This window comes from Nitrosomonas eutropha (assembly GCF_003201195.1).
In the GTDB taxonomy this organism is placed as follows: domain Bacteria; phylum Pseudomonadota; class Gammaproteobacteria; order Burkholderiales; family Nitrosomonadaceae; genus Nitrosomonas; species Nitrosomonas eutropha.
In genome coordinates this window covers 23,534-40,289 of the sequence record NZ_QICQ01000007.1, presented here as the reverse complement: position 1 = coordinate 40,289, position 16,756 = coordinate 23,534, and the positions used below count along the sequence as shown (strand labels likewise).

The 16,756-nt window shown below is 45.4% G+C and carries 24 protein-coding genes and 1 tRNA gene; 21 read left to right on the top strand and 4 right to left on the bottom strand.

Annotated features, from left to right (window positions below; all coding sequences use genetic code 11):
- Positions 1 to 161: 161 nt before the first annotated feature.
- Complete coding sequence (locus C8R14_RS03935) at positions 162 to 2,495, bottom strand: VapE domain-containing protein (RefSeq protein WP_049753110.1); 2,334 nt, start codon at positions 2,493 to 2,495, stop codon at positions 162 to 164.
- A gap of 65 nt (positions 2,496 to 2,560) precedes the next feature.
- Between C8R14_RS03935 and C8R14_RS03930 the strand changes: the two genes are divergently transcribed.
- Positions 2,561 to 2,878 (top strand): type II toxin-antitoxin system RelE/ParE family toxin, encoded by a 318-nt coding sequence (locus C8R14_RS03930; RefSeq protein WP_011634531.1) that lies wholly within the window; start codon positions 2,561 to 2,563, stop codon positions 2,876 to 2,878.
- Between the two features lie 6 nt (positions 2,879 to 2,884).
- Positions 2,885 to 3,163, top strand: coding sequence for a helix-turn-helix domain-containing protein (locus C8R14_RS03925; RefSeq protein ID WP_011634532.1), 279 nt, complete (start codon positions 2,885 to 2,887; stop codon positions 3,161 to 3,163).
- Positions 3,164 to 3,284: 121 nt separating this feature from the next.
- Here the strand turns inward: C8R14_RS03925 and C8R14_RS03920 are convergent, their stop codons facing one another.
- Positions 3,285 to 3,590 carry a CII family transcriptional regulator gene (locus C8R14_RS03920; protein WP_011634533.1) on the bottom strand — a complete coding sequence of 102 codons (306 nt, stop codon included), beginning with the start codon at positions 3,588 to 3,590 and terminating at the stop codon, positions 3,285 to 3,287.
- A 331-nt stretch (positions 3,591 to 3,921) separates the two neighbouring features.
- On the opposite strand from C8R14_RS03920, the gene C8R14_RS03910 reads away from it, so the two are divergent.
- From C8R14_RS03910 to C8R14_RS03875, 8 genes are all read left to right on the top strand, one after another.
- Positions 3,922 to 4,929, top strand: a complete 1,008-nt coding sequence (locus tag C8R14_RS03910) for a S24 family peptidase (protein WP_207204462.1) — start codon at positions 3,922 to 3,924, stop codon at positions 4,927 to 4,929.
- A gap of 91 nt (positions 4,930 to 5,020) precedes the next feature.
- A complete protein-coding gene (locus C8R14_RS03905; RefSeq protein ID WP_207204463.1) occupies positions 5,021 to 5,986 on the top strand; it encodes an SDH family Clp fold serine proteinase in 966 nt (321 codons plus the stop codon).
- 193 nt (positions 5,987 to 6,179) lie between these two features.
- Positions 6,180 to 6,584, top strand: coding sequence for a hypothetical protein (locus tag C8R14_RS03900; protein ID WP_011634537.1), 405 nt, complete (start codon positions 6,180 to 6,182; stop codon positions 6,582 to 6,584).
- Positions 6,581 to 7,129 (top strand): hypothetical protein, encoded by a 549-nt coding sequence (locus C8R14_RS03895; RefSeq protein WP_011634538.1) that lies wholly within the window; start codon positions 6,581 to 6,583, stop codon positions 7,127 to 7,129. The genes C8R14_RS03900 and C8R14_RS03895 overlap by 4 nt, the downstream gene beginning before the upstream one ends.
- Before the next feature lie 4 nt (positions 7,130 to 7,133).
- Positions 7,134 to 7,544, top strand: coding sequence for a hypothetical protein (locus C8R14_RS03890; RefSeq protein WP_011634539.1), 411 nt, complete (start codon positions 7,134 to 7,136; stop codon positions 7,542 to 7,544).
- A gap of 407 nt (positions 7,545 to 7,951) precedes the next feature.
- Positions 7,952 to 8,380: a CVNH domain-containing protein gene (locus C8R14_RS03885; protein ID WP_166485003.1), complete on the top strand. Its 429-nt coding sequence runs from the start codon at positions 7,952 to 7,954 to the stop codon at positions 8,378 to 8,380.
- A gap of 232 nt (positions 8,381 to 8,612) precedes the next feature.
- On the top strand, positions 8,613 to 8,945 hold the full coding sequence (locus tag C8R14_RS03880; RefSeq protein WP_041353508.1) for a YMGG-like glycine zipper-containing protein: 333 nt from the start codon (positions 8,613 to 8,615) through the stop codon (positions 8,943 to 8,945).
- A gap of 242 nt (positions 8,946 to 9,187) precedes the next feature.
- Positions 9,188 to 9,880 (top strand): thermonuclease family protein, encoded by a 693-nt coding sequence (locus C8R14_RS03875; RefSeq protein WP_258332398.1) that lies wholly within the window; start codon positions 9,188 to 9,190, stop codon positions 9,878 to 9,880.
- 622 nt (positions 9,881 to 10,502) lie between these two features.
- Here C8R14_RS03875 and C8R14_RS03870 read toward each other — a convergent pair.
- Positions 10,503 to 11,402 carry a hypothetical protein gene (locus C8R14_RS03870; RefSeq protein WP_011634543.1) on the bottom strand — a complete coding sequence of 300 codons (900 nt, stop codon included), beginning with the start codon at positions 11,400 to 11,402 and terminating at the stop codon, positions 10,503 to 10,505.
- 217 nt (positions 11,403 to 11,619) lie between these two features.
- On the opposite strand from C8R14_RS03870, the gene C8R14_RS13455 reads away from it, so the two are divergent.
- The 9 genes from C8R14_RS13455 to C8R14_RS03835 are packed head-to-tail and all read left to right on the top strand — an operon-like array spanning position 11,620 to position 15,199.
- On the top strand, positions 11,620 to 11,793 hold the full coding sequence (locus C8R14_RS13455) for a hypothetical protein (RefSeq protein ID WP_166485004.1): 174 nt from the start codon (positions 11,620 to 11,622) through the stop codon (positions 11,791 to 11,793).
- The gene (locus tag C8R14_RS13450) at positions 11,790 to 11,945 is read left to right on the top strand and encodes a hypothetical protein (protein WP_166485005.1); all 156 of its coding nucleotides are present in this window, start codon (positions 11,790 to 11,792) and stop codon (positions 11,943 to 11,945) included. Before C8R14_RS13455 ends, C8R14_RS13450 begins: the two co-directional genes overlap by 4 nt.
- The gene (locus tag C8R14_RS03865; RefSeq protein ID WP_011634544.1) at positions 11,942 to 12,226 is read left to right on the top strand and encodes a hypothetical protein; all 285 of its coding nucleotides are present in this window, start codon (positions 11,942 to 11,944) and stop codon (positions 12,224 to 12,226) included. The genes C8R14_RS13450 and C8R14_RS03865 overlap by 4 nt, the downstream gene beginning before the upstream one ends.
- Positions 12,223 to 12,705 carry a hypothetical protein gene (locus tag C8R14_RS03860; RefSeq protein WP_011634545.1) on the top strand — a complete coding sequence of 161 codons (483 nt, stop codon included), beginning with the start codon at positions 12,223 to 12,225 and terminating at the stop codon, positions 12,703 to 12,705. Before C8R14_RS03865 ends, C8R14_RS03860 begins: the two co-directional genes overlap by 4 nt.
- Positions 12,706 to 12,719: 14 nt before the next feature.
- On the top strand, positions 12,720 to 13,082 hold the full coding sequence (locus C8R14_RS03855) for a hypothetical protein (RefSeq protein WP_011634546.1): 363 nt from the start codon (positions 12,720 to 12,722) through the stop codon (positions 13,080 to 13,082).
- Positions 13,083 to 13,091: 9 nt separating this feature from the next.
- Entirely contained in the window at positions 13,092 to 13,475 is a 384-nt protein-coding gene (locus C8R14_RS03850) for a hypothetical protein (RefSeq protein WP_011634547.1), read from the top strand.
- Entirely contained in the window at positions 13,459 to 13,674 is a 216-nt protein-coding gene (locus tag C8R14_RS03845; protein WP_041353510.1) for a DUF4224 domain-containing protein, read from the top strand. The genes C8R14_RS03850 and C8R14_RS03845 overlap by 17 nt, the downstream gene beginning before the upstream one ends.
- Positions 13,671 to 14,171, top strand: coding sequence for a DNA methyltransferase family protein (locus C8R14_RS03840; RefSeq protein WP_011634548.1), 501 nt, complete (start codon positions 13,671 to 13,673; stop codon positions 14,169 to 14,171). Before C8R14_RS03845 ends, C8R14_RS03840 begins: the two co-directional genes overlap by 4 nt.
- Before the next feature lie 2 nt (positions 14,172 to 14,173).
- Complete coding sequence (locus C8R14_RS03835) at positions 14,174 to 15,199, top strand: tyrosine-type recombinase/integrase (RefSeq protein ID WP_011634549.1); 1,026 nt, start codon at positions 14,174 to 14,176, stop codon at positions 15,197 to 15,199.
- A gap of 72 nt (positions 15,200 to 15,271) precedes the next feature.
- On the opposite strand, the gene C8R14_RS03830 is transcribed toward C8R14_RS03835, so the two are convergent.
- Positions 15,272 to 15,347: transfer RNA gene (locus C8R14_RS03830), tRNA-Asn, on the bottom strand.
- A 208-nt stretch (positions 15,348 to 15,555) separates the two neighbouring features.
- Between C8R14_RS03830 and C8R14_RS03825 the strand changes: the two genes are divergently transcribed.
- Positions 15,556 to 15,822 carry an exodeoxyribonuclease VII small subunit gene (locus C8R14_RS03825; RefSeq protein WP_041353511.1) on the top strand — a complete coding sequence of 89 codons (267 nt, stop codon included), beginning with the start codon at positions 15,556 to 15,558 and terminating at the stop codon, positions 15,820 to 15,822.
- Complete coding sequence (locus tag C8R14_RS03820) at positions 15,812 to 16,705, top strand: polyprenyl synthetase family protein (protein ID WP_011634551.1); 894 nt, start codon at positions 15,812 to 15,814, stop codon at positions 16,703 to 16,705. Before C8R14_RS03825 ends, C8R14_RS03820 begins: the two co-directional genes overlap by 11 nt.
- Positions 16,706 to 16,756 lie beyond the last annotated feature (51 nt).

Here is a 16,756-nt window from a genome sequence, read left to right as displayed (position 1 = left end):
TATATATAGAATTGACACGTCGCGCGTCGCGCGCATAACGCGTACACATGTATATTGGAAACAGGTAGGGAAGGTTAGGAAGGTTAGGAAGAAGCCCTGTCCATGAGGGTTTCAAGGTTCCTAACCTCAGCGCATAGGTTAGGAAGGTTAGGAACATGAAATCAAAAATCGATGCCACGATCCTCTCCTTTCGCATCATCCTGTCCCGATTTATGACCTGAGCCCATTTCTTGGGGGGCCTTGTACCAGTATCGGGTAACGGCGTGCGTGCGTTTTTCAATCCTCCTGCAGCCCAACTTCCGTAATGCACTGCCGATCCGCGTCTGCACATCCCTGCTCAGTCGTGCCGCGTCGATCTTCAGGCAATCGGTTGCCACATCCGCAATGCAGAACTCCTTATACTGTTCTGCAATCCAATTTTCGATCATATCCAGATAGCTATCCGATACACTCCTCCTGAACTGTTCCGGGTTAAAAATATCGATCTGCTCGCGGTTGGTTGGCCAGAAGCGTTCACCAGACAGATAAATCTGATACGCCTCGGCAAACAACTGATCCCGCACCGCTGCCAGGCCATCGATATTGATTTCACCTGTGCATTCGATTGGCCAGAACCGCCGGCCGCCTGTCTGATCCTTGTTCCATTCCCACTCATTGGTGGTTCCACAGAACACCAGCTGACGCGGGCAACGTACTTCACGCGCCCCATAAACCGGCCGGAATTCATCCACCTCGCGCGAAAAGAATGACTTTTGCTTGGTTGCTTCGGAACGAGCCAACGATCCCAGCTCGGAGATCTCATACAACCACTTGCCACGCAGCGCAGACATGCTGTCCTTGCTGTGCAGATCCAGATCGGTATCACCGAACCACCCACCACCCAAAACGCGCAGGAGCGATGATTTACCGCGTCCCTGATCGCCTTCCAGTACCAGGCAATAATCAAACTTGATACCGGGCCGCATCGCGCGCGCAACCATCCCCACCAGAAACCAGCGGGCAACCCGCCAGACATACTTTGACTTTGGGGCATGGATGAAATCAGTTATCCAGTCATCCACGCGCGAAATACCATCCCATTTCAGGGAGCGCAGATAATCCTGCACCGGGTTAAACTTGTGAAACCTCGCCAGCGATTCCACCGCCAGCGCAGTCATGTTTTCCCGGGGAGCAAAGCCATATTTACGCGTGATCCACATCGAGGTCTGCACATCGTCATCCCCGTTCCATTCACCCGTTTCACCGCCCACAAATGGCGGTGGTTTCAGCTTCACCACCCGGTAAGAAAATTCGTCATAGGCGATCACATTTCGCCATTTTTTATCGTGCTCCAGGATGTCGTACACGTTCGACAGACAGGCGGCCGGTTTCTTGCCATCCCATACCAAATCCCTGACAGACCAGGGCGGCCCATCATCACCCTCACCAGCACTTTGCCGCTCAGCCCTTTCAGGCTCCGCCTGCCATTCCGGCGCCGATCGAATCAATACCAGCAACGCTTCCTTCGGCATGCCTTCCTCGACTGCATCCGCGATATCCCAGCCATCCAGCTTATCACCGGGGGCAGGAATCGGTACTAGCCGAAACTTCGTTGCAGGATCCAGCTTGAGCAACAAATCCCGTATCTTGAGTATTGCCACCATCCCTGGTTGCTTATGCTCAGGCAGCAGATTGCCGACAGCATCACGTTTCGCATCGCAATCCGGGAAGGCATAAATCACCTTACCAGCCAGTGGCTGCCAATCGGATTTATCTACCGCCTTGCTGCCACCTGACCAACTTACTGATACGAATTCATCCTCAAGCGCAACCCTGCCCGCATCCGCACACTTCTCCCCTTCCACCAGCAGCACCGGCCGCTCAGGGTGCAGCTCAAGCTGACGCAACCCATACAGCGGCCTCGGCTCCGGGAAAGCCATCCAGCGCCACTCACGCTTATCGGATAACTCATGCTGCGCAAATACGCATGGCAAAATCTCTTTGCCACCATCAGAAGTCTGGAACCGGTGCACAGCACCCAGCACACGGCCTTCCTGATCGAAATAATCCCAGTGCTTGACGGATCGCCCGCGCACCGGATGCGCAACCGGTGCCGGCGGTGCATCCTCTGGCACCGGCACTATTGGCACCCAAAGAGATCGCTTCCTCGCTGGCTTATCCAACGATTTTTCCTCTTTTGCCGGAACAGATGACTCCAGATCGATCCCTACCTGCTCAGCGACTGCCTTGGCCGCATCGAGCTGCGAAAGACAATGGATATACGCATACAGACTGATCAGATCAGCACCGGAATCCCCAGTCGCAAAGTCAGACCATACCCCGGATACCAGGTTGATCGAGAACGACCCCTTACGATGATCAGAACGTGTCGGATTCAAACACTTATATTCAGCCCCGGCCGTATCACCGCCCGGCAACCACTGAGGCACCAGCGCATGTGCACGGCCAAGTGCAGCATCAGCAATTCGCTTGAAATCGATCCGGTTAGGGGTCATTTATACTTACCCATATTTATATAAATACATTGATAAATTATCATGATATTTATATAATTCAGCCTATGAAGCCGCTTAGATTCATTGGATCCAGCCTCGACGATCTGAAAAACTTTCCGGAAGAAGCCCGCAAGGCAGTTGGTTTTGAGCTTTTCGCCGTGCAACAAGGACTGATGCCATCCGATTTCAAACCGATGCTCTCCGTTGGACCAGGTACCTACGAAATCAGGATCCACGTAATGGGCGAATGGCGTGTAATTTACGTGGCAAAAATGCAGGACGCCGTTTATATCCTGCATGCATTCCACAAGAAAACGCAGAAAACCAGCAAACACGACATAGCGCTGGCAGAACAGCGTTACAAGCAAATCATGAAGGAGTAACAATCGATGGAAAAAATTACCAAATCCAGCGGAAACGTATTCAAAGATCTTGGGTTTAAGCCAGAAGAATCGGCCATTTATACTCTGAGGGCAGAATTGATGAGCAACCTGCGCAAAACAATCCGCGAACGTGAATGGACGCAGGAAACAGCTGCTAAAACACTTGGCATTGGCCAGTCTCGTGTATCCGATCTGATGCGTGGAAAATGGGAAAAATTTAGCCTGGATATGCTGATCACCCTGGCCACACGAGCCGGAAAACATATCGACATAACCGTCACCTGAAAATGCGGGCATCCGGCTACGTGGGATAAGGAGAGAAAGGGGGAGCCCACGCTGCCCGCTGCGGTAAGGCAAGGAAATGCCAGGGAGTAATTCTGTAGACGGGATCATTCTGCCCTCCCCGTCAGTCATCAAAAGACAGCTGCTCTACTGTCTCAAGCTGATTCAAGTGATCCCGCGCTAACTCCATCAGAATGGCGATCTTGCGCGGCTCATAGCATCTAAGCTCAATCGGCACCACCTTCAATCCCAGTGCTGCCAATATCTGGCAGGAACGTTCCAGGTCGGTATTGACGAAGCGGGAGATAGTCGATTCCGACGTGCCGATCATCTCAGCCACCTTCACCTGTCCTACCGATGCAAGACGCTGCAATACCAATGAATGCGCCTTGCGTGATCTTTCAGCAACCGCAGATGACAATGGCGTCATGATTGTTCCTGTATGGGTTTGGTCTGGGGGCGACTGTTGCGCAGATAGCCCCAGTCAACGTCGGGGCGGAGGGTTTCACATTTAACTAATCCACCCGATTCGCGCTCAATGTTGATGCATAACAATTCGCCAGCACGCCTGTATCCGTAGGCAATATTTCTCAGGTGTGCAAATGAGGTTTCGCAACAAACGGCGAAATCATTACGATCACTTATAGATAATTTTTTTATGTATTCGATTAATTCCATAGAGCAACTATACACCACGTGGTGTATATGTCAACACTGTACGGTGCATTTACTGAATGTTAACCATTTGGTGTAATGCACAAATGGATATTTCAGAAATAAGAAGGAAGAATCTTGCTGCCTTAGTTGATAAATACACTCTGGCCGTAGCAGGCAGGAAATTCAAAAAACCAGACAGACAACTGGGAGATATGATCGCTGGAAGAAAATCATTTGGCGAAAAAGTGGCCGCGCAGATGGAAGAAAATTATGCGCCAAATTATCCAACCGGCTGGCTTAGTAGCGAGATAACAATCGACCCTGATGATCCAGACATGGATGTGATGGATACATTAGGAGATCGCCTGCTTGAAGTTATGCGGGAATTAAGAATAGAGTCGCCACGAGAACTGGCGAAATTTTGCAATGTGTCAGAAGGACTAGTCTCGCAATGGTTTTCTGGACAAACAAAACTCGGACCCAAGCCCCTGTTGGCACTCTCGAAAACTAAATTCAGTATTGAATGGTTGTTAACAGGGAAACTTCCGAAATACTCGCCTCGATCTGATATTGAGATGCACGGGTTCAATGAATCTAACGTAGAACCTGGTCTAGACATCACTACCCCGCAGCCATCGCACAGAGTAAGTTTTTTTGACAGTACCCCTCAGCCTGATGAAGTGGTTATCCCGCAGTATGATGCCGGTGGCTCAATGGGTAATGGCCTGATACTTGATGGTATGGTCGGTGTCATCAAAAGTTGGCACGTTGATCATGAATGGTTACGACTGAATGTAAGGCGACATACTGGCGTAAATAATCTTTGCATCGTGACCGGATTCGGACCGTCAATGCAACCCATGTTCAACCCAGGCGATCCGCTTCTAATGGACCGTGGGGTGACAGAAGTAGATTCAGATGCGGTTTACTTCTTTCGGGTAGGAAATCACGGCTACATCAAAACTATCCAGCGCATACCTACAACAGATGGTGGCGTTATCTATCGGGCAAAATCGAAAAACTCGGATTATGATCCCTTTGATATCGTGGAAGGAATGGACTTTGAGGTGTTCGGAAAAATACTGACGGTCTGGAAGAGTGAGCAATTTTAAGGAGACTTAGGCCGTAGTGGTTCTGGAAAGCTAAACTCGACTCTGGGGATGCCGTATTTATCCTTTGTAAATATCTTGTATGAGAATAAAAATGATGATTACAAAGGAAGTTTTAGATAAATATGAGGGAGATGTAGTTCTATATTACGGTGGAATCAACAGAGAGGGATACAAGAAAATATCTAATGTCTTAGAAAGTATTCCGCATGAGAAAATAAAAATTTGTCTAGTACTTGTAACTTATGGTGGAGATCCTGATGCCGCCTATCGAATTGCACGAGCTTTAAATCATCATTTTGAAAAAGTTGAAATCCTGATACCGGATGCTTGCAAGTCTGCAGGAACACTTGTATGTATTGGGGCTCACAAATTAATTTTTGGAGATAGAGGTGAACTAGGGCCGTTAGATATACAATTATCAAAGCCGGATGAAATATTTGAAAATATGTCTGGCCTAAATATTATCCAAGCTATTAACGCACTAGAAAATCAGATACTTGTCTCATTTAGGAACTATCTGATGGATATACGCGGGGGTAGTGGACTGACAACAAAACTTGCAGCTGATATCGCCACAAAACTTGCAGATGGGTTTATTGCACCTATTGCCGCAAAAATAGATCCGGTAACTCTTGGTGAGCACCAAAGAGCCGTTCAAATAGCTTTTGATTATGGGCGGCGGTTAAATAAAGTAACTAATTCACTAGCGTCAGATTCATTAATTCGATTGGTTAGTGGCTACCCATCACATGGATTTGTGATTGATAGAAAGGAAGCCTCCACCCTCTTCAAAAGTGTTGAAAAGCCAGACGCCACAACAATAGAGTTATATAAATGGGCGCTTGGATTATTGCCAAACGTTCCATATTCAGAAAACCCAATAGTTTGCAATTTTCTAGAAATCCTGGAAAAGGAAGCTGAACCGATAGCAGAGGGAGCCAATGAGACTGAAACAATTAATGAGTCAGGAATCAAAACAGGAAGTGAAGGAATTGATGAATCTTCAAAATATGAAGGCAAGAGCGACAAGCAAAATGATTCATGCTCAAGTCAATAAAGATCTATTCAAGTCTATAAAATTGAATCAATCTCGGTATGTATCACATATAACAGATCCAAGACACTCTCAAGACAATGAGGGAGCTGGTAATAGCTCATCCCAATCTAAATCGACAGCATGCCTCCTGCTATCAGCAATGGATGACAAGGTTTAATCAGAAAAAATTCAGCAAAGAAATAAAACATCGGATATGCAGCAAAAAAGTAAAAGCAAGAACATGCGGGAAGCTGAACTATCCTTTCTGAAGTTATCTAAAATATTAGATGTATGTGTGCAGTTGATAACATACCTCATCAAATGGAGTGTCATTGCATTTGTCACATACTATGTGTACCTTTCGATAATATCGATTTCAGGCAAAAACACATCTGCCGATATAGCGATCAGCGTACTGTTTGAGCTGGAGCTTTTATCAAAATTAATGGCTTTAGTTGGAGTTGGAGGGACTATTTACGGATTTCTCCAAAGAAAATTAAGAAAAGATACGATTGAGAGGCTGCAAACCAGGATTACGGAACTTGAAAAAGATGTAGATCAAAACCGATCTTCCAGCAACCTCACAAAACGAGGAGATACCAGACTGGAGGATAGATGATGAATGAAATAATTGGATTGTTTTCACTCGCCACGATATTAATATTGCTTGGGTTAATCCTGTGGCTTTTCCCTGATTATTATATTGATTCATTCAGGCAAAAGATGTTTATCCTGCGTGATCAATTATTTGATGATGCCCGGAACGGGAAAATTGGATTCAATGATCCATCTTATATGATGCTACGTTCATCTATGAATGGGTTCATTCAATTCGGGCACAAACTGAACATCTGGCAGGCTATTTTCTTAACATTTTTTGTGAAGAAAGCAAAAATCCCCACCACATTCAGTAATAAACTTGAAGAAACAGTTGCTAAGAATACAGAAACACAAAAACAACTAATAAAATCCTATTACGTGAAAATGAATTATCACGTCATTCGTCATCTAATAATGTCTTCTCCGGTGTTAGTGATCACTGTTGTAGTGCCGCTGGTTTCTTTTATTTTTCTCAGGATGAATTTGGAGAAATTCATGAAATGTTCTCGGAATTATCTGGATAAAATTAATGCAACAGCTTATGCACACGGCAAATTAGAATGAAATAATGGCACTTCTATTTGAAAGAACTTATCCATTCATCTTTGCCGCCATTTTCTCTTTCTTCTGGCTGCAAATAGGTGCTCCATTCCCTGAAAAAGATTCAATTTTATCTTCCACTCTCACAGTATCTGGAATATTTGTCGGATTTCTTGCAACAAGCAAAGCGATTCTTATGAGTATGAGATCGCCAATAATTGATGATTTAAAGAAAAGTGGCTATATCCATGATCTAGTCTCATATATAGCTACAGCAATTTGGGTCAATCTTTTATTTTGTAGTTTAAATATTACTGGATTTTTCATTGACACATCGAAATACTATTTCTCTGTGCTATGGATATGGGTTGCTGTATGTTCATTATTCACATTCATACGAGTAACACACATCATGCTAAAAATATTCAAATATGGCTGAAGGCAGAAAAGTATTTTGAAGTGCATGAAAGTGATACAACGCATGTTGTGTAGCACAAAACTCAATATATGAGATACAAAGTAGAAAGCCAAGCGAGGAATTCTGACTCCCCATAAAAAACCCGCCAGTGACGGCGGGCAAAAGACTTCAAAAGATGAGGTACAGTTAACGACAGAGCCTCAACGAACTTAAGCAAAATTTTTTCGGCGTTACCTTTATAAAAGCTAAATTCTACATCCCACATCCACGACTGATCTCCCCCCCACCTATTGTTTGCAACTTGTAGCAATTCAAAATATAAAATTCTTCTAAAGTAAATTTAAATTCATCCGCTACGATGGATGAGGTTTGTTAGTCAGCCTCATATTAGAGTTCTTTTCATAACTAAATTTAATCGAGGTTTTATAATGATTAGAAACATCATTTCGGTAGTCACTTTATTTCTTCTGTCATTTGCGTTTCAAGCATCTGCTTTTGCAGCGAATCCTGAAGGGTCGTACCAGAAGACCTGCACAAATATTGCTCTGAATGGGGAAACATTGACCGCAAGCTGTACCCGCTTCAATGGCTCAAAAAATAATACTGAACTACCGTTTGCAACTTCTTGCGTAGGAAACGTCAGCAATGTCGATGGCAACTTGGTATGCACGGGTGCCACCGGCTCTTTTGCAAGAACTTGCAAGGATGCGTCTATAGCTAATAACAAACTGACCGCAACTTGTCAAAAAAGTGATGGTAGCTGGTCAAAAACCCCTTCTACTATCAGCTATAGCGGTTATCAAAACCAAGTTACAAACTGCAATGGTCAATTGGTCGATAGTCCAAACTGTAAATAATGCCTTGCTTGTATTAGGGGTGTTCTAGTTTTGATGATCATATCTACCTACTACATCCCACTTCGTTTTACTCTGCAGTGCTACTGTAGCAACAGGTTATTGTACAAATACACATAGCATTGTAGAGTCTGCTCCCTATCCTCACTCTTCTTGGTTTGGCCAACCAGCGTTCTACCTTTGATCAGTTGAGTGTCAAACATATCTTGTATTGTTAACTTTTTGGGACAAACACATGAATTTAAAATACTTCTTACCGATACTAGTAGTTGTTGCCATGGAAGCTGGCGCTGATAACTCCACCCTGGATGCGGCCGTTGGCGGGGCAATCGGAGGAGCTGCTGGAGCTGCGCTGGGAAATGAGCTTGGTGGTCGTAGCGGCGCAATTATAGGGGGTGCCTTGGGAGCGTCAGCGGGTACTGCAATCACTACAAAACCAGACCATCATCAACATGATAATTACCCTCAACATGGATACCCGATTTACCCGAGCAATAATGTTTATCCAGGCAATATAAACCCTGGATATCATTGCCCTCCTGGTCAAGCAAAAAAGGGGCGTTGTTGATTGCTTGATGAAGATACTGAGCTCATTGCAGCATTTGTTGCAGGCAGCGTTGTTAAAAGCGGAGAGTAGTTTGATCAATCATTAACCATCCCCATCTTTCCTGCGCAACCAGTACCTTAAAGCAGTTATCCACAGAATCACTCAAGGTTTTCGGGGATAAGTATGAAATCGTATACACCCTGCTGATTTGCATTGCTTGTAGTAAAAACACTTAAAGATCAGCATAGCCACTACCGATACAAGTGGATGACAAAATTAAATATCGCAGAAATAATTTCCCCCTGGGTGCACTCATTTATTACCGCATTCATAATCACCGCAGCCATTGCTATTCCCCTTGCAATGATGATCGGCAGAACAACTCAACAGCGCAAAGCAATATTCGGAATAGTTACAGCAATTTGCATGTGGGTATACTGGATATATTTCACACCTATCTCATGAACCTCAAAAAGATCCTCTTCCTGGCGATATTCATTGTCGCCCTGCCCTTGCAGGCAGAGCAGCTCACTGGCCGTGTCGTGGCAATCTCTGATGGCGATACGCTAACCATACTCGATAGCAGCAAGAAACAGATTAAGATTCGCATGGCCGGGATAGACACCCCGGAATCGAAACAACCCTACGGCACCAAAGCCAAACAGGAATTATCAGATCTTGCTTTCGGCAAGACCGCTACTATCGAAGTGGAAGCTACCGATCGCTACAAGCGCAAAGTCGGACGCGTGTATGTGAATAGAGTGAACATCAATGCCGAGATGGTAAAGCGTGGTGCAGCCTGGGTATATCCGCAATATGCGAACGATCTGTTGCTCTACAGCCTCGAGCACGAAGCAAGGCTTAATCGTCGCGGACTGTGGAAGTTGCCAGACAATGAACGGGTGCCACCGTGGTTATGGCGGAAGAATAAATTCAAGCAGAGGAAGGCGGGTTAAATTTTTTTACGCATCCATAAGGGGTGGGTATCCCATCCATCCGGGAATCCCATATTTCTCAGGGACAATCCCCGACTCTTCAGCAAATCCAGTTGCTGCTCAAAAGTAAGATAGGGCTTGTTGTACGTTGATATAGCCAGGAAAAAGAAAACCCACCCCTGGTGCTGCTGGGTGGGCCGTGTTGGAATCAATTATAGTCAACATATGTTTAGTACTCAAGCTAAATCTTTCTACTTAATTAATAAACCTGCATGCCTATAAAGAATAGCTAACGGCTCGTTCCCTCCCCCACTTAACAAATAACAAGGCCCGCCTAGTGCGGGCTTTCTGTTATCCACCATCCCGAGGATACCCTCGGAATGGTAGGGCCTTTCATTTCATCGCTAATCAAACCATCCTCAGGACTACACCCTACACATCCCACTGGCCTTCTATTAACTATCTCGTCTGCCATCTTGACTCAAATACTCAAGCATGAAAGATTCCTTCCGATAAATCTATCTTATTAATTCATTAATAAAAACAATGGGATAACCATGGATGCTGGGTAAGGGGTATTTAGTTTTTATGGTTTCGAGATCAACGCGGCCCAACAGATAGTTACTAGATGTGCTGATGCAATTTATTCAATGATTTCTCGTAGAAGAACGAGCTTTGGTAGTTTTTTATATTTCTTATCGAGTTTAAATATAACTGTAGCAGACCCCTTAAATCTGTCTTTTTCGTGAAGTTTGCGCCGATCTATCGTGGAATCCAGGTGAAGTTTTACACGTTCTTCACTGATCTCCGGCATCACAACAGCCCATCCGCGTTTCGTGCTATCAAGATCAGTCGCACGCACTTCCATTTCAAGACTCGGAAAGTCTTCTATAAATTCTTCATCTTCCAGATCGGAAACATAACCTGGCATAGCCCTGACAGTTTCCGGGAGAATTTGTAGCGCCTGATTATCATTAAAAGTTATGGAAGCTTCTGGATCTAGTTTCGCCGGTTTAACTATACGAACAGCATCTTTTGCCAATTTCTCTTTATCTTTTACCGCACCATCAATAAGGATTCTGAACTCTTCAGCAGTTATATCTACCATGCCTGCTCCTATGTTAATAATCGTATTATTGTTTGCCTCAATGGTATCTCTCTGCTGTTGAGTTACTGTCTGATCTCTATTAAGTAGATAAGAGTAACCAACAAAAATAAGCAAAATAATAATTACTGACAATAATCCATCGTTTGAAATTTTATTCATCCCCAATCGTTCGCGCGCATTCTCAATAAATAGGTCAAGTTTATCTTGGCTTCCAAATATGAACTTGACTACAACATCTTCCCAAAGGCTATCGGACTTTAACGCTTTGATATAAATATCTACAGCACTAATTTTTACACCAGGAAAAAGAGCTTCTAAAACTTCCGGGGAATGACGTATCACCCCTTCCAGAGCCAGCAGTGATTCTGCAACATCCTCAATCGGAATAAGCTTCTTATTCGAATAGTAAATTTGCTGATTTACTACTAACTCCATAATCGCATTCCCTTCTAGTCGTTAACTTGGCCAAACCTTTGACCATAAATCGTTAACGACCCATCCCTTCTTCAACTGAAGAGACTGGGCACCCCTCGTGGGATCTCCTTCTGTGGGCGTTCGGCTTTGTGGGGATTTGTGGGAATTAGCACCATTTGGTGTTGACTTTTATTACACCATATAGTGTAATAGATTCACATTTAAACAAGGAGCCCCCATGAAACCACTCATCCCCTGCCACGTGCAGGTACGTCAGCACAACGGTTACAGACATGCCTACACCGGGTTATTCAGATCCACTGTGGACGCTGCATCAGATGCCTTTGTGCGCTTCTGCCCTGGTACAGCGGTGAAAGTAACAGCAAACAAAAATAAGGGGAGCAGAGCATGAGCAAACTAAGAATATTCCTGATCGACTTGGCCATCGCTGCTGTACTGGCAGTAACCATCGTGCTGGTACTAGATGTGGCAAATAACGTGATCAGCCACGTAGCGCTATCGCTCGCAAAAAAGATCACCGCAGCCGGAATGGAGGTGGCATGACCAAGTTCAAAGCTGATGATTTGGAAATTGAGGAGCTAGCCGCGTTTCTTCTGGGGGAAGAGCTGGATGCATTCATTGATGTAGATGGAACATATGAATACAAATTATGGCTCTCATTCTGGGAAAAATTCGGCGTTGATGTAGATGACTTCGTTAGGACAGTAAACATGCTTATCCCGCTGATCAATATAGGGCGGTCGCCCATCACGAATACTCTTTATAAGGGTTTCTCAAATTCGGACGGCAACCTGTGGCTGGTGAAGATGAAGGTGGAAGAGTGACTACTCGCACACTCACCCAATACGCCGAAGTGGTAACCATCATCACCCTGCTTGCCGGCATCGCTTATCTGATCTTCGCAGTTGCAGCAGCACCTGATCTTAGTAAGAAGCTAGATGCTGATGGCGGAAATATATGCATCCTGGATGACGAGCTTGATTACGTTGCCTTTGGAATGGATTACAGCGAACTCTTCCCGGCAGGCCATGAATATGGCAAGGACGGGGAAATCATCATGACGGATGATCTTCTGCCAGATCCTGCTAATCCATATGGAATCAATGGATACCCTGCCCTGCGTTGGGCAGAACAAAGCATGACAGGGCAATCACCACCAGTACTGTACTGGCCAGCACCAGCATACAAGCAGGTGTTAAAGAAGCCGGGCAAACCATGTGCTGATAAATATAAACATGTAGCTGAGCCAGGAATCCTCGCCATCATAGGAGCAGCGCTGCTGGCCGCTGCGATAGTGAAATGAATCAGGAGAAATGGATGAACCCATCACATGAATTCATAGCAGCAGTCAGACAGCATCGTGAACTTCTCGAAACCTTGGGAGAAGATCACGCAGACACTATACGGGCGATGATGTTGGCAATGGAGCTAGCCCCAGAGGAATTGAAAGATGAAATGATGGATAAAGCACAGGAAATGGGCCTGATACCGGAAATATCTGGCTATCTTGAGGATGGAACCCCAATGGTCAGATTGGAAGATATTGCCAAGCGCCTTGGATTATCACCAGAACAAGCTGAAGAGGCCATGCATAAGATGCTTGCTGATCGTGAAGCATTAGGCCTGTCGAATGATGGTCTCGTGGTAACCGATGCGGCAATGATCCATCGTAAGCAGTAAGGAGCAGATATGGACATACTTAAACCTAGTAGCGAGCTGATACAAGTGATGAGCCACCAAAGAAAATGGACCGCAGAAGACAGAAGATTTCTCGCTCATCTGCGCAAGAAAAAAAAGATGCAGGTAAAAGATATCGCCGTGATGATGGGGCGGACGGAATGCTCTGTGTGGAAGCAGCTTTCTTATCTGGAGATGACAGCCGGGGTACCCAGACACAGTACTCGTAAGCCATCGGCGAAAGATAAAGAAGAAGCCAGCAGAAAAAATGCCTTAAGGCACGGCTGGAATATGCGGCCAGAAGACAGGCCAAAATTCAGAGAAAAAATGGCGGCGCTAAATCAGGTTGAGCAAGCACTAAATGCAATGAGGAATAGCAATGTCAGTATTTCTTGAACCACCAGATATCGCGGAGCTTACTGGGTATCGCATGAAGTCGGCCCAAATAGAGCAGCTACGGTTCATGGGTATTCCCTTCTTTATAAATGCAGCGGGACGGCCAGTCGTAACACGTGCTGCCGTAGAAGGCCGTAAGGATACACAGGATCATGCCAAACCGAAGTGGCAGCCGAGGGTGATTGAGGTAAAGCAATGAGCAATAAAGAATTGGAACAAGGTCAAATATTCACGCCACCGTGGGTCACGAACGAAATGCTGGATCTTCTCGGTGGCGATGACGTACTGTCAGACCATGAAAATTTCTTTTTCGAGCCTACGTGCGGCGATGGGCAGATGCTAATTGTAATTGTCGAACGGATCTATAAAGCTCTTCTGGCTAAGTACGATGGAGACATCGAGAAGGCCCTAAGTGAAACTCTATACAAATTTTATGCAAGTGAGCTGGATGAGACTTTGATACCACCGGCACGGATGCGAGTGTGGCAGTTTGCAGCCAAGGAGATCAAACGGGAATTGAGCCTATTTGAACAATATCTTATTGCCCATCAACTACAGCAGTCAATTGAGTGTCGAGATGCCTTAAAAGAATCTATTGACGCCATTCATTCTTGCCCAGGAATGAGGGCTTTAAAAAGGGAGGAATTAAAAAGACAAAAGAGCAAGAAATTGGCAACAGAAGGGGCTATAAAATAAAAATGGGCAGGCCACCATACATCCACAAAAACCTTCCTGCTCGCATGCGGGCAAGGCAGCGTGGGAAAAAGATCTATTACTACTACGACACAGGTGGCAAGCCACGGAAAGAAATTTCCCTTGGGACTGACTACGCCATAGCCGTCAAGAAATGGGCGGAGCTGGAGATTGATGCAAAGCCAAAACATAACCAGATCATCACATTCCGGTATGTGGCGGAAAGATATATGCGCGAAATCATGGCCACTAAAGCGCCACGCACCCAGAAGGATAATCTGTCGGAAATAGAGTGGTTATATAGATTCTTTGATGACCCGCCTGCCCCATTGGAAGAAATTGAGCCAATCCATATTAGACAGTATCTTGATCAAAGACAGGCAAAAACCAGAGCAAACCGTGAGAAGGCACTTTTCAGCCACATCTGGAACAAAGCCAGAGAATGGGGTTACACCAGCCTGCCAAATCCGTGCGCCGGGATAAAAGGCAACCGGGAAAAAGGACGGAAAGATGTCTACATCGAAGATGAAATTTATATGGCTGTCTATAAGGTAGCAAGCCACCCGCTGCGCGATGCTATGGACATGGCCTACCTCACAGGACAACGCCCGGCAGATATACTAGCACTGCGCGAATCTGACCTGACAGATGGCAGGATAAACGTCAAACAGCAAAAAACTGGAAAGAAGCTGCGCATCAAGCTGGAAGGCGAGCTGGCCGCTCTTATCGATCGAATCAAGAGCAGGAAGGTAAAACACACGATCAGGTCACTGTATCTCATCGTTGATGAGACTGGGCAAAAACTCTCTTACACCACGCTGCGCTCACACTTTGACAAGGCAAGAGAACTGGCGGGAATCAAAAAAGAGGAATTCCAATTCCGGGATCTGCGGGCAAAAGCCGGGACCGACAAGGCGGAATCTTCAGGAGATATAAGGCAGGCTCAGAAGCAACTCGGACATGCAAATATTACCATGACAGAGACATATATCAGAGACAGGAAAGGTGACGAAATAACTCCCACAAAATAGAAAATTGCGGAAATTATCAGGAATTGCGGAAATTGACGGAAGAGCAAAACAAATGCAAGTTATTGATTCTTTTGGCTCCCCGACCTGGGCTCGAACCAGGGACCTGCGGATTAACAGTCCGTCGCTCTACCGACTGAGCTATCGGGGAATATGAAGCAATCACTACAAGCGCGGTATGTTAGACTTTTATGTCGTTCTGGTCAACTTTTCTCGTAGTCAGTTATGGGATTAATAATACCATTTGCCGGATTAAAAAGATTTGTTAAAAAACGGTGCTAAATCCGGTTATTTCATTGAATTGACCTTTTTATATGTCGAGAGTCAATGTTTGTACCCCAGAAAAACCTTCTATCCGAATGAAAAAAAAATCACTAAGCAAAGAGGAATCAGCATTACTTTCCCCCCCGGAAAATTTCGAAACAGCTACTACTGAACTGGAACAGATTGTGGCAAATATGGAAGCCGGGCAAATGTCTTTGGAAGATGCGCTTTCTGCGTACAAACGCGGAGTGGAATTGTTACAATACTGCCAGAATATGCTGAAAGACTCGCAGCAACAGATAAAAATACTTGAAGCAGACATATTGAAAAATTTTTCTACTACCGAGCACGATGCACCCTGATTTCCAGCTGTGGACAACTGAGCGCCTTGCTTTAATTGAATCTTTCTTGGAGCAGAATCTTCCTGCCACGAATTGTGCCCCTGCACGCTTGCATGAAGCAATGCGTTACGCGGTACTAAATGGGGGTAAGCGAGTACGGCCACTACTATCCTTTGCCGCCGGGGAACTTAGTGGAGCTGATAAAACACAAGTCATTGCTGCCAGCGCGGCAGTGGAATTGATCCATGCCTACTCCCTGGTGCATGATGATCTTCCCTGTATGGATAATGACATACTCCGGCGCGGCAAACCAACCTGCCATATCAGATATGGCGAACCTACCGCCTTGCTGGTGGGAGATAGCCTGCAAAGTCTGGCTTTTCAGTTATTAGCTGAATCTGCTTTAACTGAAGATCCACGTACACAGCTGGAAATGATTCGGCATCTTGCATTCGCTGCCGGATCCCGAGGTATGGCTGGAGGACAGGCAATTGACTTGGATAGTGTTGGCAAAACACTCAGCCTTCCGGAACTCGAATTCATGCACATTCACAAAACTGGTGCACTGATCCGGGCTGCAGTAATACTTGGAGCCCGTTGCGGTAGCAGACTGAATGAAGATCAATTTAAACAGTTGGACCATTTTGCCAAGTGTATCGGTCTGGCATTTCAGGTAGTAGATGATATTCTCGATGCAGAAGCCTCCACTGCTGCGCTAGGCAAAACCGCAGGGAAGGATGCAGAAAACAACAAACCTACCTATGTTAGTATACTGGGTATCAAACAAGCCCGAGAACTGGCGCACGAGCTTCAGCGGGAAGCCAGCGGGGTGCTGGACAAATTTGGTCCTGAAGCCCTGCGTTTGCAGCAAATCACTGATTTCATTGTACAGCGTGAGTTTTAGTTTTACGCTACCAATCCAATCTTTACCAATCTTTACGTTACCCACTCTTAG